16 protein-coding genes are annotated in these 16,423 nt (G+C 69.4%); 6 read left to right on the top strand and 10 right to left on the bottom strand.

Annotated elements, in window-relative coordinates:
* Positions 1-88: 88 nt before the first annotated feature.
* A complete protein-coding gene (locus HDA40_RS40915) occupies positions 89-1,609 on the bottom strand; it encodes a GGDEF domain-containing protein (protein WP_253763466.1) in 1,521 nt (506 codons plus the stop codon).
* Between the two features lie 146 nt (positions 1,610-1,755).
* Between HDA40_RS40915 and HDA40_RS40910 the strand changes: the two genes are divergently transcribed.
* The 5 genes from HDA40_RS40910 (at position 1,756) to HDA40_RS40890 (ending at position 6,283) form a co-directional block, all read left to right on the top strand.
* Positions 1,756-1,914 (top strand): hypothetical protein, encoded by a 159-nt coding sequence (locus tag HDA40_RS40910; RefSeq protein ID WP_253763465.1) that lies wholly within the window; start codon positions 1,756-1,758, stop codon positions 1,912-1,914.
* 85 nt (positions 1,915-1,999) lie between these two features.
* Entirely contained in the window at positions 2,000-3,280 is a 1,281-nt protein-coding gene (locus HDA40_RS40905) for a HesA/MoeB/ThiF family protein (protein ID WP_253763464.1), read from the top strand.
* Positions 3,277-4,497: a hypothetical protein gene (locus tag HDA40_RS40900; protein ID WP_253763463.1), complete on the top strand. Its 1,221-nt coding sequence runs from the start codon at positions 3,277-3,279 to the stop codon at positions 4,495-4,497. Before HDA40_RS40905 ends, HDA40_RS40900 begins: the two co-directional genes overlap by 4 nt.
* Positions 4,498-4,624: 127 nt before the next feature.
* Entirely contained in the window at positions 4,625-5,068 is a 444-nt protein-coding gene (locus tag HDA40_RS40895) for a cytidine deaminase (protein ID WP_253763462.1), read from the top strand.
* A 75-nt stretch (positions 5,069-5,143) separates the two neighbouring features.
* Entirely contained in the window at positions 5,144-6,283 is a 1,140-nt protein-coding gene (locus tag HDA40_RS40890; RefSeq protein ID WP_253763461.1) for a hypothetical protein, read from the top strand.
* Here HDA40_RS40890 and HDA40_RS40885 read toward each other — a convergent pair.
* Positions 6,178-7,218 (bottom strand): LysR family transcriptional regulator, encoded by a 1,041-nt coding sequence (locus HDA40_RS40885; protein ID WP_253763460.1) that lies wholly within the window; start codon positions 7,216-7,218, stop codon positions 6,178-6,180. The genes HDA40_RS40890 and HDA40_RS40885 overlap by 106 nt on opposite strands.
* Before the next feature lie 119 nt (positions 7,219-7,337).
* Here HDA40_RS40885 and HDA40_RS40880 point away from each other — a divergent pair, with 119 nt between their 5' ends.
* On the top strand, positions 7,338-7,811 hold the full coding sequence (locus tag HDA40_RS40880) for a redoxin domain-containing protein (protein ID WP_253763459.1): 474 nt from the start codon (positions 7,338-7,340) through the stop codon (positions 7,809-7,811).
* 92 nt (positions 7,812-7,903) lie between these two features.
* On the opposite strand, the gene HDA40_RS40875 is transcribed toward HDA40_RS40880, so the two are convergent.
* From HDA40_RS40875 to HDA40_RS40840, 8 genes are all read right to left on the bottom strand, one after another.
* Positions 7,904-8,812, bottom strand: a complete 909-nt coding sequence (locus tag HDA40_RS40875; protein ID WP_253763458.1) for a carbohydrate kinase family protein — start codon at positions 8,810-8,812, stop codon at positions 7,904-7,906.
* Positions 8,809-10,278, bottom strand: a complete 1,470-nt coding sequence (locus tag HDA40_RS40870) for a mannitol dehydrogenase family protein (protein WP_253763457.1) — start codon at positions 10,276-10,278, stop codon at positions 8,809-8,811. The genes HDA40_RS40875 and HDA40_RS40870 overlap by 4 nt, the downstream gene beginning before the upstream one ends.
* A gap of 55 nt (positions 10,279-10,333) precedes the next feature.
* Positions 10,334-11,305, bottom strand: coding sequence for an alpha/beta hydrolase (locus tag HDA40_RS40865; protein ID WP_253763456.1), 972 nt, complete (start codon positions 11,303-11,305; stop codon positions 10,334-10,336).
* A gap of 32 nt (positions 11,306-11,337) precedes the next feature.
* A complete protein-coding gene (locus HDA40_RS40860) occupies positions 11,338-12,297 on the bottom strand; it encodes an alpha/beta hydrolase (RefSeq protein ID WP_253763455.1) in 960 nt (319 codons plus the stop codon).
* Positions 12,298-12,301: 4 nt separating this feature from the next.
* Complete coding sequence (locus HDA40_RS40855; RefSeq protein ID WP_253763454.1) at positions 12,302-13,324, bottom strand: ABC transporter permease; 1,023 nt, start codon at positions 13,322-13,324, stop codon at positions 12,302-12,304.
* Positions 13,321-14,106: an ATP-binding cassette domain-containing protein gene (locus HDA40_RS40850; RefSeq protein WP_253763453.1), complete on the bottom strand. Its 786-nt coding sequence runs from the start codon at positions 14,104-14,106 to the stop codon at positions 13,321-13,323. The genes HDA40_RS40855 and HDA40_RS40850 overlap by 4 nt, the downstream gene beginning before the upstream one ends.
* The gene (locus HDA40_RS40845; protein WP_253763452.1) at positions 14,103-15,098 is read right to left on the bottom strand and encodes a sugar ABC transporter substrate-binding protein; all 996 of its coding nucleotides are present in this window, start codon (positions 15,096-15,098) and stop codon (positions 14,103-14,105) included. The genes HDA40_RS40850 and HDA40_RS40845 overlap by 4 nt, the downstream gene beginning before the upstream one ends.
* A 138-nt stretch (positions 15,099-15,236) precedes the next feature.
* On the bottom strand, positions 15,237-16,322 hold the full coding sequence (locus HDA40_RS40840; RefSeq protein ID WP_253763451.1) for a CdaR family protein: 1,086 nt from the start codon (positions 16,320-16,322) through the stop codon (positions 15,237-15,239).
* Positions 16,323-16,423: the final 101 nt, after the last annotated feature.

The following is a 16,423-nucleotide window of genomic DNA, read 5'->3' as shown; positions in this document are numbered from 1 at the left end:
CGAGCGAAAAAGTCCACACAGGAATTCGCGACTTAGTTGCCGCAGATCATCCGTCGGCTGGCCGCATCGACCAGCGGATGAGCGGTCGTCAGCGGTCGATGTCGGCAGTGTGCTGCCGAGCGTGTTTGTGCCGATAGAGTTCCCGGTCGGCTTCGCGTAGCGCCGCGGCGAGGTCACCGTCGTCGAGGCGGGACCAGCCGACGCTGGCCGTGACCGGAGTGGACTGGGCGAGAGTCTGCCAGTCGTGCGCCGCGACGGCCTGGGTGATGCGGTGCCCGATCCGCACGGCTTCCTCGAGGGTGGTCTGCGGAAGGATGAAGACGAACTCGTCGCCGCCGAATCGGGACAGCAGGTCGTCGGGGCGCGTGTTGCGGGCGAGGATGGCCGCGACCTGTTGAAGGACCAGGTCCCCAGTGGGGTGACCGTGGGTGTCGTTGACCGCCTTGAACCGGTCGAGGTCGAGGAGGCCGATCACGGCGGGCGTGCCGGTCGAGGCCAGGGCGGCGACGAACGTCTCCAGGTGGCGACGGTTCGGCAGACCGGTCAGCGGATCCGATCGGGCGTCGTCGGCGTGCTGCTGCGCGACCTTGCGCAGGCGCTCCTGGTCCAGGCTCATGCCGACCGAGCCGAGGTAGCGCTGCTTGAGTTCTCGGTCGGTGGTGGCGACGGCCGCTCTGGCCGCGCGTTCCTCGGCCAGCGCGGCGCGGAAGTCGCCACGGGCGGCGTACGCGAGCGAGCGCAGGCGGCTGATCTCGGGCACGCCGAACACGTCCAGCGGGCTCGCCGGGTCGGCCAGCAGGTTCAACGCCTCGTCCGGCTCACCCGCGGCGATCGCGGCGCAGATCGCGGCGAGGTGTCGCAGGTGGCTCAGCGTCGGATCGCCGTTGTGCTCGGCGACGACGACCTCGGTGGCCGGTACGCCCAGGGTGGGCAGCCGGGCGGCCGCGTACGCCCAGAACGCGGTGTCCAGTGCGCTGAGGTCGGCGGTGTGGGCCTGACCGAAACGGAGCACGGCTTCGAGCCCGGCGATCGCCTGGTCGCTGCGTCCCTGATGATCCTCTGCCAGCGCGGCCCGGACGGTGGTCTCCAGGCAGGCGCAGATCGCTTCGGGCAGCCCGGCTCGGCGGCACAGTCTGCGGCCCTGATGCATGGCGCTCAAGGCTTTGCCGTGAAAGCCGAGGGTCGAGTAGGCGACGGACAGGTCGTGCCACGTGTCGGCGGCGGCGACGGTCAACTCGGTCATCTGGCGTAGGAGCCGTTCCGCGCGCACCAGGTGCGTGACGGCCGTGCTGATGGATCCGTTGGCGTAGGCCACGAATCCCGACAGGATGTAGAACTCGCCGGTCAGCCGAGGGTGCGGCGCGGCCCGGCCGAGGGCGCCCTGGATCGCGTCGAGAACGGCCGCGCTGACGCGCCGATCGTCGACCTGGCCGAGGTTGATCATCGCCGCCAGTTTCTCGATCAAGGCTTGGCCGACCCGCAGCGGATCCTCGCTCTCGGCGATGATCCGATCGGCCAGGGCGCACACTTCGTCGGAGCGGCCGGCCGAGGTCAGACACCGGAACGTGACCCACTCGGCGGCGACCGGGTCAGGATTCGGGCGCGCCATGCGAGCCACTCTACAAAAAGTGATCGCCTTGATGATTACCCGATGCGTTGTCGGTAAGCCGCGCAGTGACATCGAGGCGTGCATCCCCGTCGACGCAACCTTCGCCGAGGCGTCCACTGCGGCAGTGAACTAACCATGACCCGGCTGTGAACCTGCTCCGCGATTCTCGCTTCGAGCCGGTAGATCCGGGCTTCGCCACATTCCGCCGACAGGCAAGGAGGTGCATCCTCATGACGATCACGATCATCAAGGCCGAGCGCATCGAGCCGACCTTCATCCACCAGCGCGAGGACGAGCTGGCGTGACGATCGTGGGTGATCCGGCCGCGGCTGGGTCACCCACAGCGCCGGTACGCGACTTCGACGGGACGACACCGAAGGGACGCACGTGATGCGACGGCCCAGACTCAAAGCGATCGTCGTGCAGAGTTCCGGTTCGCAGGTGATGATCTGCCGGCGGGCGCTCGAACGCATCTACCTCGACGATCCGTCCGGTGCGGTCGCGACTTTGTTGCAGGTCCTGGCCGAGGGACGTCACGAGGTCAACGACCTGCCGGCCGCGATGGCGGCGCGGGGCGCAGTGGTGAGCGAGGCTGAGATCGCAGCCGCACTCGATCATTTGGACGGGCTGGAAATCCTGGAAGAAGCCTGCGGCGACGATCGGCTCGACGACGCGACCCGGCTCCGCCATGCGAGCAATCTGCGGTTCTACGACTTGTTCGCCCGCATGGACCGCACCAGCGCCGACATCCACACCGCGGTGGCGACGTCGCGGGTGCTGCTGCTGGGCGCCGGCGGTCTGGGCAGCGGCGTGCTGCAAGCCCTGGTCGGGTTGGGCGTCGGAGAGATAACCCTGGTCGACGACGACGTCGTAGAAGTCAAAAACCTCGCTCGCCAGTTCGTCTACGGCCTGGCCGCACTGGGCAAACCCAAGGTGTACGCGGCGCGCGACTGGGTCGAGGGCTATTCGCCCGGCACTCGGGTGACGGCCGTGCAGCGGCGCGTGGCCGACGTGGCGTCCATCCGGGATCTCGCGGCCGGATGCGATGTCGTCGTCTGCGCAGCGGACTCACCGGCGGACCTTCATCTGCTGGTCAACGAGGCCTGCTTCGCCGTGGGCATCCCGTTCGTCGCCGGTGGGCTGGCGTACTCGACGTTGTCCTACTGGTCGGTCTCACCCGGGCATACGCCATGCCGGCTGTGCCTGGAGCTGAACCGTGCCGACGAGGCCGCCGAGTTGCCGGCGTGGCAGCGCGACGGGGTGTTCATCGATCCACCCCGCGTCAACCGAGCCACTGGTCCAGTGGTGCAGATCATCTCCGGGCTGATGGCGATGGAGGCGATGCGGTACGTCACCCGCACCGATGCGCCGATCGCCGCGGCCACCTATAACGTCATCGAGCTGGCCGACGGCATGACCACGTCGCGATCGTCGTGGGCGCGGCATCCGCGATGCGGGCTGTGCGCCGGTTCGGCCGTGCCACTGGGCGCGGGCACCGCGGCCGCGACGTCGCCGGACGACTCGCACGCGGGCACGAACGCCACGACGTCGCGGGATGACTCGCACGCGGGCACGAACGCCACGACATCGCTGGATGACTCGCACGCGGGCACCGACGCCACTATGGCACCCGATAGTGCTCTCGTGGCGGCACGCGGAGGCGCGCGGTGACCACGACGGAGGAGCCGATCGGCCGCGTCGCGTCGGCGGCACAATTCGCGGCGATCACTGTGGTACGCGACGGCGACGGTTACGTGCTGGGCAATGCGGCCACCGGCGAGTACGTCATCGTCCCGGAGATCGGCGGCCAGGTGATGCTGTGGCTCAAGGACGGTGTCGACGTCGCCGAATGCGCCGACCGGGCCGAGCAGCGCGCCGGGCAGCCGGTGAACGTCGCGGGCTTCGTCGACGGGCTGGTGGCCGCCGGTGTGCTCCAACCGGCCGACGCGGCGGACGCCCCCGTCCCCGATGTCGAGGAACCGGCCCGCTGGCAGGCTCGGCTCGGCCGGATCCTGTTCGGCCGGGCGGGACTCGTGGTGCAGGCGGGGCTCGCCGTCACCGCCGTCGTCGCGATGGTGCTCGTGCCATCGGTGCGTCTGGCGTACACCGATCTCATCGTAGGCCCGGTGCCACTGGTCAGCCTGGTCACGGTGACGTTGCTGGGGTTGGCGTCCGGCCTGGTGCACGAATGCGCGCATGTGCTCGCCGCCGCGGCCAAAGGGGTCCGGGGCCGGGTGACCATCAGCCGGCGGCTGCTCAGTCTGGCGTACCAGACGGATCTGACGGCGTTGTGGGGGCTGCCTCGCCGGGACCGCATCGTGCCGCTGTCGGCGGGAATGCTGTCGGATGCCGCCACGGTTGGCGTCCTCGCGGTGGTGCAACTGCTGTGGGTACGCGACCTGTCGTCGCCGGCCGGACATCTGTTGCGGGCGCTGCTGTTCTTGAAGGCCACCGGCATCGTCGTGCAGCTTCAGGTCTACATGCGTACCGACGTGTATGCCTTGTTCGTGGTGGCGACCCGATGCCGCAACCTGTGGGACACGAAGGGTGCGCTGGCGCGGCGGTCCATCGGCCGGGCGACGGCGGCGGATCTGACGCTGCTGGCCTCCGTCGGTCGGCGCGACATCGTCTGCGGCCGGATCTATCTGCTCCTGTATTTCCCGGGGGTCGCGTGGACGGTGTGGTACTTCTCGGCGTACGGGGTGCCGTCGACGTACCGGATCGCGACCATGGCCGTCCATGCGGTACGCGACGCCGGGGTGCTCAGCGCTTCGGGGGCCGCTGGGGTGGCAGCCCTGTGCCTGATGGCAGTGACGACGACGATCCTGCTGCGCGGCCTGGTACGAGCCGCGATGCAGCTGGTCCGTCAGATCGTGGTCCGTTCGTAGACGCTCGCGCGATCATGCGGCGCAGATCAGTGGACGGATCGTCCAGCAAGCCGGATGACGGCCCAGCCGAAAGTCGGCCAGCCGAAAAGGCGTTGCCGACGATCCCCTCGGCTGCGATGCTCCCAGCGTGCTTCTAGATCAACAACTCTTCGACGCTGCCGTCGCACAACTCGAACGCCGTTGGCCCGCCGACGAGCCCGGCGGCGCGGCCGCCATGTACCTCGACGACGGCCAGATCGTGACGAGCGTCGGGCTCGACAATCTCAACGGTGGCGTGACGCTGTGCGGCGAGACCGGCGCGATCTGCCAGGCGTACACGCTGGATCGGCGCGTGACCGCTTCGGTCTACGTCTACCGCGAGGCTGGCGGCCGGCCGAAGGTGCTCGCCCCCTGCGGCATCTGCCAGGAGCGGCTGGCCATCTGGGGACCGGACGTTCAGGTCGCCGTCCCCGATTCGGACGCGCCGGACGGGTGGTCGATTCGCACCCTGGCCGAGGTGCACCCGTTCTACTGGGCGAAGGCGTTCGCCGACGGTCAGTGGCCGCCGACGAGCCTGCACACCGCACCCTGAGTCAAGCCGACCAATTGCCCGCATCCTTCAGCATCGCGGGCCTCGTCTGCGGTTCAGTCCGTCTACGATCCCCGCATGCGTTCGATCGCCGAGGCCCATGAGCTGTGCGCCTCGCTGCTCGACCTCGGCGCGGCCGTCGGTCAGCCACGGGAGTGGCTGACCGACGAGCATCCCGGCGTACGCGGATGTGCCGCATTGGCACCCACGCTCGCCGACGATCGGCAGGCGCACAAGGTGTTGGCGGAGCTGTGCCTCGCACCACGGGCGTTCGACCGAGCACTGGGTTACGGCCTCGACGCGGCTTCGCCTGCTCTATGCCATTTCGCCGGGCCACCGCGGTGGGCCTTGATCGAGGCGGCCTGCGTGCGCATCCCCAACTTCCGGGACATCGTGACGAGTGCCTGGATGGCGCTGCCGCACGCGTTCCGGATTGCGCCGTGCCCGGAACTTGGTCCGTATCTGCGCGCCGGCTTCCCGAATGGCTGGCCGGCCGCTTCCACGGTGCCCACCTCCGCACAGCTGATGCTCGCCGGTGACGTCGCCGAGCGCGCCGAGCTATGGGATGCGGAGGAGGACGCTCGCATTCGGACGCTCAGCGCGTTGGGGCTGCCCACTGAGCGTTCCGACTGGTACGCATTGGCGAACGGGCCGCGCCCGGACTTCAATGCCGCTGATCTCATCGTCCTGAACGGCGGGATGGTGATCCGTCGACGACCGGCCATGTACCTGGGCGAGGGTGTCGACCGGACACATCCCGAGCTGCTGCGGCGGCTCCTGGACAACCTGCTGGAGGCTTACGACCACGCAGCCGCCGATGCCGGCGATTACCGCCTCACCGTCGAGTCGGACACCCGGGTTGCGTTCACGGTCGAGGGCGCGCAACTGTTGGCCGAAACGGGACAGGGCGGCTCTGCGTCTGAGCTCACCCAGCTGTTCACCGGGACCGGCCACTGCCGGACCAACGCGAAGAAGCATCTCAGCTGGCTGGCAGCCTTCTGCGGCACAGTCTCCGCCCAGTGCTGGTACGACGGGTACGGCTACGCGCAGGACTTCGCCGACATGGCGCCCATCGGACCCGTCCAGTCGACCGGACCGGCGGATGGCACGGGCTACCGAGCCGTGCTGGAGCTGGACTCCGAGTGGCTGCCGCCCGGCACCGTCCTACCGCGTGGACTCGACCGCCCAGCGCTGACTGACCTGCGCACGGCCGCTTGAGCGTGCCGTTCGCCCGGCTCCATCGTCCCGTCCGCGATGGAACCATGCGGCGCCGACGAACCACGGAGCGCGGACGAACCATGCAACCCCACGGTGATGCGGATGAACGATCGCACCAACGGATTCACACTGCTCCGCTTCCACGCGACCACCAGGTCACTGGGCGGCATGCCCGCCAGCGGTACGCACACCAGGCCGTCGGGTAGCGCGTCGGCCAGTGGCATCAACCCGATCGCACCATTCCACAGGACGGATTGCAGGCATTCCCGCAACGTGCGAATGATCGGATCCGATCCGGCTTGAGTGCTGTCCGCGCCGGTGCCCCAGTAGTCCCGCCAGACGGCGTCGGTTTCCTCCGGCAGCCGGAACCGGCGGCGTGCCGCGAGGTCGTCGAGGCGTACGGAGTCCCGGTGTGCCAGCGGGTCGTCACCGCGCATGACGACTCCGACGGGATCGGTACGCAGTGCGCGGGTGGCGATGCCGGTGCGGTCGAACGGCGTACGGGTCAGCGCCACGTCCACCTGTGCCGTCTTCAGCCCGCAGGAGGGGTCGGCGAGGTCTGCTTCGCGCATCTGGATGCGTACGTCTGGATGCGCCTGCCGGAAAGCCGTGACCAGCCGGGGACCGACCTGCTCGGCGCTGTCGGCGAGTACGCCGATGCGGAGCGTCGGGCTGCCGGCAGCGGCCGTCACGCGCTCCGGGATCCGGTCGGCGTGGGCGAGCAGGGCGCGGGCCTCCGCGTACAGCGCCTCGCCGGCTGGGGTCAGGCTGACGCCGGTCGGCGATCGATGCAGCAGTAGTTGCCCGAGCTGTGTTTCCAGCTGCTTGACCGATCGGCTGAGCGGCGGCTGCGCCATGTGCAACCGTCGTGCCGCCCGGCCGAAGTGCAGTTCTTCGGCGACCGCGACGAAGTAACGCAGGCTACGCAGGTCCATACGCAGCAACGATACCGGCACGGTATCGGGTCGGACCGAAGCGGTCTTGGACATGGGCGGCCCGCGGCGGGTGGACTGATCTGGTCGCACCACCCGTCACCGCTTTCGGAGGCTCCACCATGCCGCTCGCTCTCGGCCAGCCCATCCCCGCCCTGTCGTTGCTCGAACTCGACGGCGGACGGACCGACCTCGAGCAGGTCCGCGGCGGCCGGTCGGCCGTCCTGTTCTTCATGCGCGCCCACAACTGCCTGGTCTGCCTGCACCATGTCCGCGCCTTGGCCGAGCTGAGCGGCATGCTCGGCGACCGCGGCGTGGTCCCGGTCATCGTCGTGCCGGGCACGACCGCGGACGCGACGCGGGTTCACCGGCGCGCCGGCGGCCTGCGGGTGGTCTCCTCGGGCGGCGACGCCGCCCATCGTGCCGTCGATCTCGAGAAGCATCTGCTGATGCAGCACAGCGGCACGTTCCTGATCGATTCCGAGGGCATCTTGCGGTACGCACGAAGCGGCGCGCTGCCGACGGCGAGCTTCCACCGGGGTGAACTCGTCGCAGCCGTTTCACAGTTGCCGCAGAATCTCGGCGCACTGGGCTGACCCAGACGGACCCGTCCAGCGCGGCGCCATTCGCGCCACAGGGGTTGGGTGGTGCAGCGGAACGCCCCGCCCGACGATCACGTGCCGCGCAGTCAGGCGTCTGCAGTGCCGACTGGTAGGCAGACGTCCGCCCGCACTGGCGGGTCCGCGCCCTCGCGAGTGACCGTCACGCTGGCGCACCGGACGGCGAACTCCATGACTCCGCGCACCTGCTCGTCGCCGAGCGTGGACAGTTGCCCGCGGTCCAGCGCTCCCCCATCGTCGAGGGCGGCGAGGAGTCCGGCCATGAAGGAGTCGCCCGCGCCGATCGTGTCGCGAACGTTGGTGGGGGGTGCTGCGACGTCGACCGTCGTCTTGGCATTGATCGCTCGCGCGCCTTGCCCGCCACGGGTGAGGACGGCCAGTCGCGCGCCGATGCCCAGCCAGTGTTCGAGCACCTGCTCAGGTGCATGTGCGGGATAGAGCCAGGCGACGTCCTCCTCGCTGGCCTTGACGAGGCCGGTACGCGCGATGAGGTTCTCGGCACGCTGGCGTACCGCTTCCTGGCTGGGCATGATGCCCGGCCGGATGTTCAGGTCGTAGCTGCGGATGGCCAAGGCGGGACCGGTGTCGAGGATCGCGTCGACAGCTGATGCGCCCGGCGGCATCACGGCGCCGATGGAGCCGATGTGGATGGCCTGGACGCCCTCCGGTGCCGCGGTGATGGGGGCCGGATCCCAGGTGATGTCGAAGCGGTAGGTGGCGTTGCCGAGGCTGTCGAGCTGGACCTCGGCGATGGAGGTCGGCCGGGACGCCCAGGACTCGGGCGTGATGTGTACGCCGCTTGCGCGGAGGTGTCGTTCGACGAGTCGTCCGGCGTCGTCGGTTCCGAGAGAGGTGTGCAGGACGGTGGTCACACCGAGCCGGGCCAGTCCGACGGCGACGTTCATGGGGCTGCCACCTGGGCGGCGTTGTCCGTTGACGATGTCGAGCAGTGCCTCGCCGACGACCAGGACGCTCATGCGGCGGGGAGGGTCTGTATCACGGCGCGTGCACCGTGGTTCACGAGGTCTTCGCGGAACTGGAGGTACCTGGCGACCAGCCGGGGGTCGCTGCTCAGATCGCCGAAGACCGGGGTGAACTCCAGCAACGCGCCGGGTTGGGTGCGTTCCCGGGCGACGAAGGGGCGCAGTTCCTCGGCCCGCCGGTCGTTGATCGCGTACGCGTTCTCCAAAAGGGCGCCTTCGAGGTATCGGCTCCATGCGGCGAGCACGAGGACGCCGCAGTCGATGGGTCCGCCGACGGCGAGCTGATGGCGCAGCACGGGAATCAAGAACTTGGGCAGCCGATCGGATCCGTCGACGGCCAGGCGTGCGAGCGTGTCTCGGACCGCCTCACTGGCGAACCGTTCGATCAGCTGGTCGCAGTACGCGGGCAGGTCGACGCCGGGCACCGGGAGCAGCGTCGGCATTCCCTCGGTCGCCATGTAGCGGCGCAGGAAGGCGACGTAGAGCGGGTCCTGGCACACGTCGTGGACCCAGGTCTGCCCGTCGAGCAGACCGAGGTAGCACATCGCCTGATGCGAAGCGTTGAGCAGCCGCAGCTTCATCAGCTCGTAGGGCTCGACGTCCGGAACGACCTGGACACCTGCCGAGGCCAGGTCCGGGCGGCCCGTCGGGAAGTCGTCTTCGACGACCCATTGGATGAAGCTCTCGGATTGCAGGGCCCAGCGGTCTTCGACGGCGTACGCGTCCCGCAACGCCTGGCTCGTCTGTGCCGTCGGAGCCGGGGTGATCCGATCGACCATGGAGCACGGGAAGCTCACCGTGGCATCGATCCACTCGGCGAGCTGTGGGTCTCGCGCCCGGGCGAACGCGACGACCGCCTTCTTCGCGACATGCCCGTTGCCTTGAATGTTGTCGCAGGTCACCACTGTGAAGGGCGGGATGCCCTGGTCTCGGCGGAGTCGCAACGCCTCGGTGAGGTAGCCGAAAGCACTGTGCGGTTGGGTGGCTCCGGCCAGGTCGCGGAGGGTGAGTTCGTCGTGCGGATCGAACTCGCCGGTCGCGTCGTCGACGCCGTAGCCGCCTTCGGTGATGGTCAGCGTGACGATCCGGGTCGACGCCGCGGTGAGGACCGCCAGAACGGCGGCCGGATCGTCGGGGGCGTACAGGTAGCGGATCAGGGTGCCGATCACGCGGGATTGCTGCGTCCCGTCGGGTGCGTTGGTCGTCAGCGTGTAGAGACCGTCCTGGGCGTTGGCCGCATCGCGGGCAGCGGCGTCTTGCGGCAGCAGGCCGACGCCGCAGACGCCCCAGCTGGTCTCGCCCGTGGCGGCGATCGCGTCGAGGTAGACCTCCTGATGGGCGCGGTGGAACCCGCCGACGCCGAAGTGGACGATGCCGACCTGCAGCGCCGAGCGGTCGTAGGCCGGGGTCGCCACGCGCGGGTCGAGTCGGTGGAGGGTGGCAGCCGTCAGCTCGGTCACGGTCGGACGCACCTTTCGCGTATCGCCCGCGGCGCGGACGGATTCTGGGCAACTGTCATGCGCGTTGTGCCGGGACGTCTCGCGTACGCCGTCCGTGTTCTGGTTCGCCGACCGCCCGGTCCCGTAAGTCCGCGAAGGCCGAGGCTGATTGAATCAGGGCGCTGGCCGCGGCCGGTACGCGGTCGGTCATGTCCGCCCAGCCGTGGGGCAACGTCGTGAACGGCAGGTACACCGTCGGCACGCCGGCTTCGACGAGGCGGGCGGCGTAGGTCTGGCCTTCGTCCCGCAACGGGTCGAAGTGGGCCGTCGCGACGACCGCTGCCGGTAGGGCGGACAGCTCCTCGTGAAGGATCGGTGCCACGGACGCGTCGCGATAGTGGTCCGGTGTCGCATACGAGCGCCAGTAGTAGCTCATGGCGGCGCTGGTCAGCGGATAGCCTTCGGCGAACAGGCGGTAGGACGCCGTGTCCTGGCCCGGATCGAGGGCCGGGTAGAGCAGCAGCTGGCCGTCGAGGAGGTCCGGGAACCGGTTGGCCATGGCGGCGGCGAGGTTTCCTCCCGCGCTGTCCCCGGCGACGCCCAGCCACCGGGGACGACGATCGGCCGCCCAGCGGACGGCCGTGGCGCAGTCGGCCACAGCCGCCGGGAACGGGTGCTCCGGGGCGAGCCGGTAATCGACGGAAACCACCATCGCGTCAACGATGGCACAGATGGCGCGGGCGGTCGCGTCGGCGGTGTCGAGCCCGCCGACGACCCAGCCGCCGCCGTGCAGGTAGACGACGACGTCCTGCGGCTCCGCTCCGGCCGGCGTGTAGAGCCGCACCGGCACCGGGTTCCCGGGCTCGCCGATCGTGCGGTCTTCGGCGCGTACGCCGGTCGGCGGTGCGGCCGGTTCGCGCAGCCAGGCGGTCGTCGCGGCGAACGCCTCACGGAGCTTTTCGGGTTCGGAGTCGGAGGTGACGTTCATGGTCTGCGTCAGGTACTCGACGACCTGTGCGGCGACGGGGTCGAGGACTGGTTGACGCACGGGTGCATCCATGGGGCTGGCTCCAGGCACGGTCACGGGGCGAGGGCTCGCTGCAGGGCGCGTACCTGGATGTCCAGGCATTCCAGCCCCAGTCGGGTGGCGTCGAAGGAATCGAAGGAATGGAATCCGCGACCGAAATGGTGGAGGTCGACGGGTACGCCGGCCTCGGCCAGCCGGGCGCCGAACGCCAGGCCCTCGTCGCGCAGCGGGTCGAACTGGGCGGTGATCATCAGCGTCGGCGGGAGTCCACTGAGGTCCGTGGCCGCGGCCGGAGATGCCAGCGGCGACACCGGCTCCGCGCGGTGACCGGGCTCGCCGAGATAGAGCCGCCATAGCCGGTGGACGGTGTCGGAGATGAGGACCGGCGTGTCGGTGAACTCGTTGACCGACCCGGTGGCGACCCTGGCGTCGAGCACCGGGAACAGCAGCATCAGCAGGGCTGGGGAGATGCTTCGGTGCTCCGCCGTCCACAACGCTGTGGCGGCGGCGAGGCACCCTCCGGCGCTCAGCCCGCCGAGGGCGATCCTCGACGGGTCGCAGCCCAGCGTCGCGGCATGGGCGACGACCCAGTCGAGCGCGTCCTGGCAGTCCTCGACGGCTGCGGGGAACGGATGTTCCGGGGCGAGCCGGTAGTCGACGGCGATGACGGCGACCTGGGCCTCCCGCGCGTAGTGGATGCAGCGGTTGTCCTCGCTGTGCAGCCCCCCGGTGACGAAGCTGCCTCCGTGGACGAACAACAGCACCGGCAGCGTCGAGCGGTGCCACCGCGCCGGCCGATACAGTCGCATCCGCAGCGTGGTGCCGTCGCGGCGTACGCCGGACAGTTCCTGGATGTCCACGTCGTCGGCACTGCGAGTGGCCTGCGTCGCGAGGAGCTGTTCCAGTTCGCGGGCGGCTGCGAGGTCGTTCAACGTGATCCGAGGCGACAGGACCTGCATCGCCGCGAGTTCGGGATCCACGTAGCGGGCCTGGACCGTCCAGTTGGTCGTCATCGCGTCATCCTCGCCGGTACAGACGCTTGCGGCGCAGATGATCGACCGCGACGGCGCCGATGAGGATCGCTCCGACGATGATGTTGTTGTAGTCGGGCGGCACCTGGGCGACGATCAACGCGTTGTCCACTGTCGACAGCAGGAGCGCACCGAACGCCACCCCCGTGATGCTGCCGAGGCCGCCGAACAGGCTCACGCCGCCGATGAGGACCGCGGTGACGACGTTGAGGGTCGTCGTCGCGCCACCGGCCTGCACCTGACCGGCCCCGACGCGGGCGGCGTAGATGATCCCGGCCAGTGCGCCGGTCGCTCCGGCGATCGCGTACAGGGCGAGGTCGAGCCGGGCGACCCGCAGTCCGTTCTGGACCGCGGCCTGCCGGTTACCGCCGAGCGCGCGCACGTTCACCCCGAACCGGGTGCGTTCCAGCAGGAACCAGCACACGACCCCGACGGCGATCGCGTAGAGGATGACGTTCGGAATGCCCAGAACGCTTCCTTGTCCCAACGTCGTGAACGCCTCCGGCAGCGGCAACACGTCGTCGCCCTGCGAGACCTGGGTGTCCAGTCCCAGTAAGATGAAGAACGTGCCGAGCGTCGCGATGATCGGCGGGACGTGCAGATAGGTGATGACGAGGTGATTGATCGCCCCGACCAGGGCGCCGATCACGATGCCGAACACCACCGCCAACGGCCATGGAACGTCGCGGACGAGGAGCAGAGTGGTGCTCAGCGCACCCAGGGTGAAGACGCCGCCGACGGAGAAGTCCAGTCCGCCGCCGATGGTGAGCAGGGCCGCGCCGCACGCCATGACGAAGTAGATGACCGAACTGCGCAGCAGTTCGAGCACGTTGTCGCTGCTGAGGAACGCGTGGTTGCGGGTGAAGGCGGCGACGCTGATGACCACGATGACCAGGGCGAGCGTGAACTCCTGCCGGAGGAGCGCCCGGGACCACAGGCCACGGTGAGCTGGGCCGGCGGCGGCACCCGGTTCACGGTTGGCGACCGAGGGTTGCTGGGTGACGGTCATGCCGCATCCTTCTGGGCTCCGGTGGGCCGCGGATCGCCGGGAAACGCCCCGGTGATGAGCCCTACGATTTCGTCGCGGGTCGTCTTCGACGTCTTGCGGGTGCCGACACTCACGCCGAGCCGCAGCACGGTGATGCGGTCGGCGTGGGTGAAGACGAATTCGAGGTCGTGGCTGATGCAGACCACCGCCTTGCCGGCGGTGCGCAGCTCCCCCATGATCGTTCCGACCCGCGCCGACTCCTGTACGCCGAGGGCCGCGGTCGGCTCGTCGAGCAGGATGAGCGGCTTGTCCATCCGGACGGCCCGGGCGATGGCGATGATCTGCCGTTGCCCGCCGGAGAGCAGACCTACCGGGGTGTGGACGTCGCCGACGCGGACTTTCAGGTCGCTGAGCACCTTCGCCGCATCGCGGGCCATCCGCCGGCGGTCCAGCACGATGCCCCACCGGCGCGGCAGGCTGCCGAGCGACAGGTTCTGCGCGATGTCCAGGCATTCGACGAGCGCGAGGTCCTGGTAGACGACCGCCACGCCGAGGTCTTGTGCCGTCGTGGCGGTGTGCCGCAGGTCGACCGGCTTGCCGTTGACGGCGATCTCGCCGCCGTCGGCCTGGTGGATACCGGTGACGATCTTGAGCATGGTGGATTTGCCGGCGCCGTTGTCTCCGACGATCGCGTGGATCTCACCGGGCCAGGCCGAGAAGTCCACGTGTTCCAAAGCCTGGACCGAGCCGAAGCTCTTGGAGATCCCGCGCAGGTGCAGAGCCGGGCTGGTCGGATCGATCATCCCCAGCCCTGCCCGAGCAGCGTGGTGAGGTCGTCCTTGGTGCCGATGGTCTCCTTGGCGTCGATGTGCGAGGCGACCGTCTTGCCCTCGGCCTTGTCCGCGACGGCGTTGAGGATGGTCTTGCCTTCGTCGCACAGCCCCTGCAGCCAAGCCCCGTACGCGATGCCGTCCGCGACCGCCTCCTTGCCGCCGTTGTCGGCGCCGGACGCGACGAACACGACCTTGCCGACGAGTTTGCGGGCCTTGATCGCGGCTACGACGCCGGGGGTCACCGAACCCATGTGGCTGGCCATGACGTTGATCTCGGGGTGGGCGGTCAACAGGGCGTTGGCCTGGTCCAGCGCCTTGGCCGCGTCGTCGTTGGTGTAGACGGTCCCGACGACCTTGACGTTCGAGGTGGCTTTGGCCGCCGTCATGACGCCGTCGGCCCACTGCTTGGCCTGGCCGGTGTCGCTCTGCGCGAGCAGGCCGAGATTCTGCTGCCCGGGCCGCTTGGCGATCGCGTCGACGAACATCTTGCCGAGCTCGGTGTAGTTGGGCCCGACGACGACGTCACCGCCATCGCCGTAGAGGGTGCCCGTGACGATTCCCGCCTTCTGTGCCTGCTGCAGCACCGGGGTGAAGGCATCGCTGGCCGGGAACGTGATGATGGCGCCCTTCTTGTTCGCGGTCGCCTGCTGGATCTGCTGGATCATCTTCGTGGCGTCGAGGGTTCCCCCGGTCGGGCCGGTCTCGGTGAAGTCGATCCCGCGGGCCTTGGCCTCGCTCGCGATGCAGTCGCCGATGGTGCGCCAGGCCGGATACTGCGGCAACGGGTTGACGAACACCGCTGACTTCAGGGGACCGCTCGCCACCGAGGCGTTGGTCGAAGTCGTCGGCGATCCGCTGCCCTCATTCGGGTTGGCGGAACACGCCGCCAGGGCCGCTACGGCCAGCGTGGCGGTGATGACGAGAGGTAACCGGTGCGCGAGGTGCCGGCTTCGTCGAGACATGGGAAAGTCCTCTCAGCCGCGTGAACGGCTCGGGTGTGTGTGGAGAAGATGATCTGAGTCTCGCCATGATCAGCCCGTGACAACATCGGAACCTGGCTGAAATCGCAGGTCTCCCGTCCGCCAGATGGCGGAATCGGCTCAACGGCAGTGCAGGCGCCAGAAGATCAGGGCCGTCCGGGCCCGGTACCGCCCGACCGCCGTGCCGAGCTGGATGCCGAGTTTCTCGCCGAGCGCGTTCGCCCGGTAGTTGATGCTGCTGTGGTGCATGTGCGCCGCGGTGGCCGCCTCCCGCAGCGAGGTGGACGCGCAGATGACGTCGAGCAGATCGAGGTCTTCCAAGCCGCGACGACCGGCCGCGATCGACGCGACCGCCCGCACGTCGGCGAGGCCGGGGATGCCGTCCCGGTCCAGGCCGTCCAACGCCAGCAGGCAGCCCAGGTCGGCGGTGTCGATCAACGCCGGCCACGTCGGGGACATGGCGGCGAAGCGCAGACCCCGGTGCGCGGCGCGCCAGGAGGCATCGGCGCGCTCCACCGGCACGACGGGACCGATGCAGCCGGTGACGCCATCAGGGAGGGCAGCCGACGCCGGCAGCGACGACCCGATGACCGCGGCGGTGCTCCCGCTGAGCGCGGCGAGCACCACGAAGCCGCCGAAGGCCGCCCGCAGCTCCGACATCCGGTCCGACAGGTCGGCACCGGCCACGACGACGACTTTGACCTGCTGACCGGGGCGAAACCCGAGCAGGCGGGCCGATCGGCTGGCGTCGGGCTCGGAGATGCCGCCGCCGAGCAGGTACTGCACGATCGCCGGATCGGCCGGGCCGGACACCGGGCTGCGTTCCGGGTGCCGCCGCCGAGCGTGAGCGGCGGCGACGGCCAGCGCCATCCGCTCCATGATGAGGTCGTCCCAGTCCCGCTCGGTGTCGCCCTCGGGGCGGGCGAGCCAGACCCGCCCGATCTCGGTGTTGCCGTGCACGACCGGCCGCGAGATCGTCCGAGCGCCGATCTCCTGCGCCGGCCGACCAGCCGGGGTCATGGCGCACACGACGTCGTGGAGGTCGTCTTCCGCACCGGCGGTGGCCTCGGCCATCACGGCGGTCGCGCGGGTCACCGCCTCGATGTCGGCGTCGTGCCGGGTGAGCTGGTCGTAGAACTCGATGATGCGCAGGGCGCGTTCGGCTGCGGAGTCGATCGTCGAGATCCAGCGCAGCAGCCCTTGCATGCGGGAACTCTAGCCCCATGATCGGCAAGACGGGTACGCCAGACCGCCGGATGGCGGAACACCTCCCCTTCTGCCCGTTTTGACGCCGGACGTGCCGGTGG

The sequence above is a fragment of the Hamadaea flava genome, from assembly GCF_024172085.1.
GTDB classification, from domain to species: Bacteria; Actinomycetota; Actinomycetes; order Mycobacteriales; family Micromonosporaceae; genus Hamadaea; species Hamadaea flava.
This window is presented reverse-complemented; position numbering and strand designations above follow the sequence as displayed.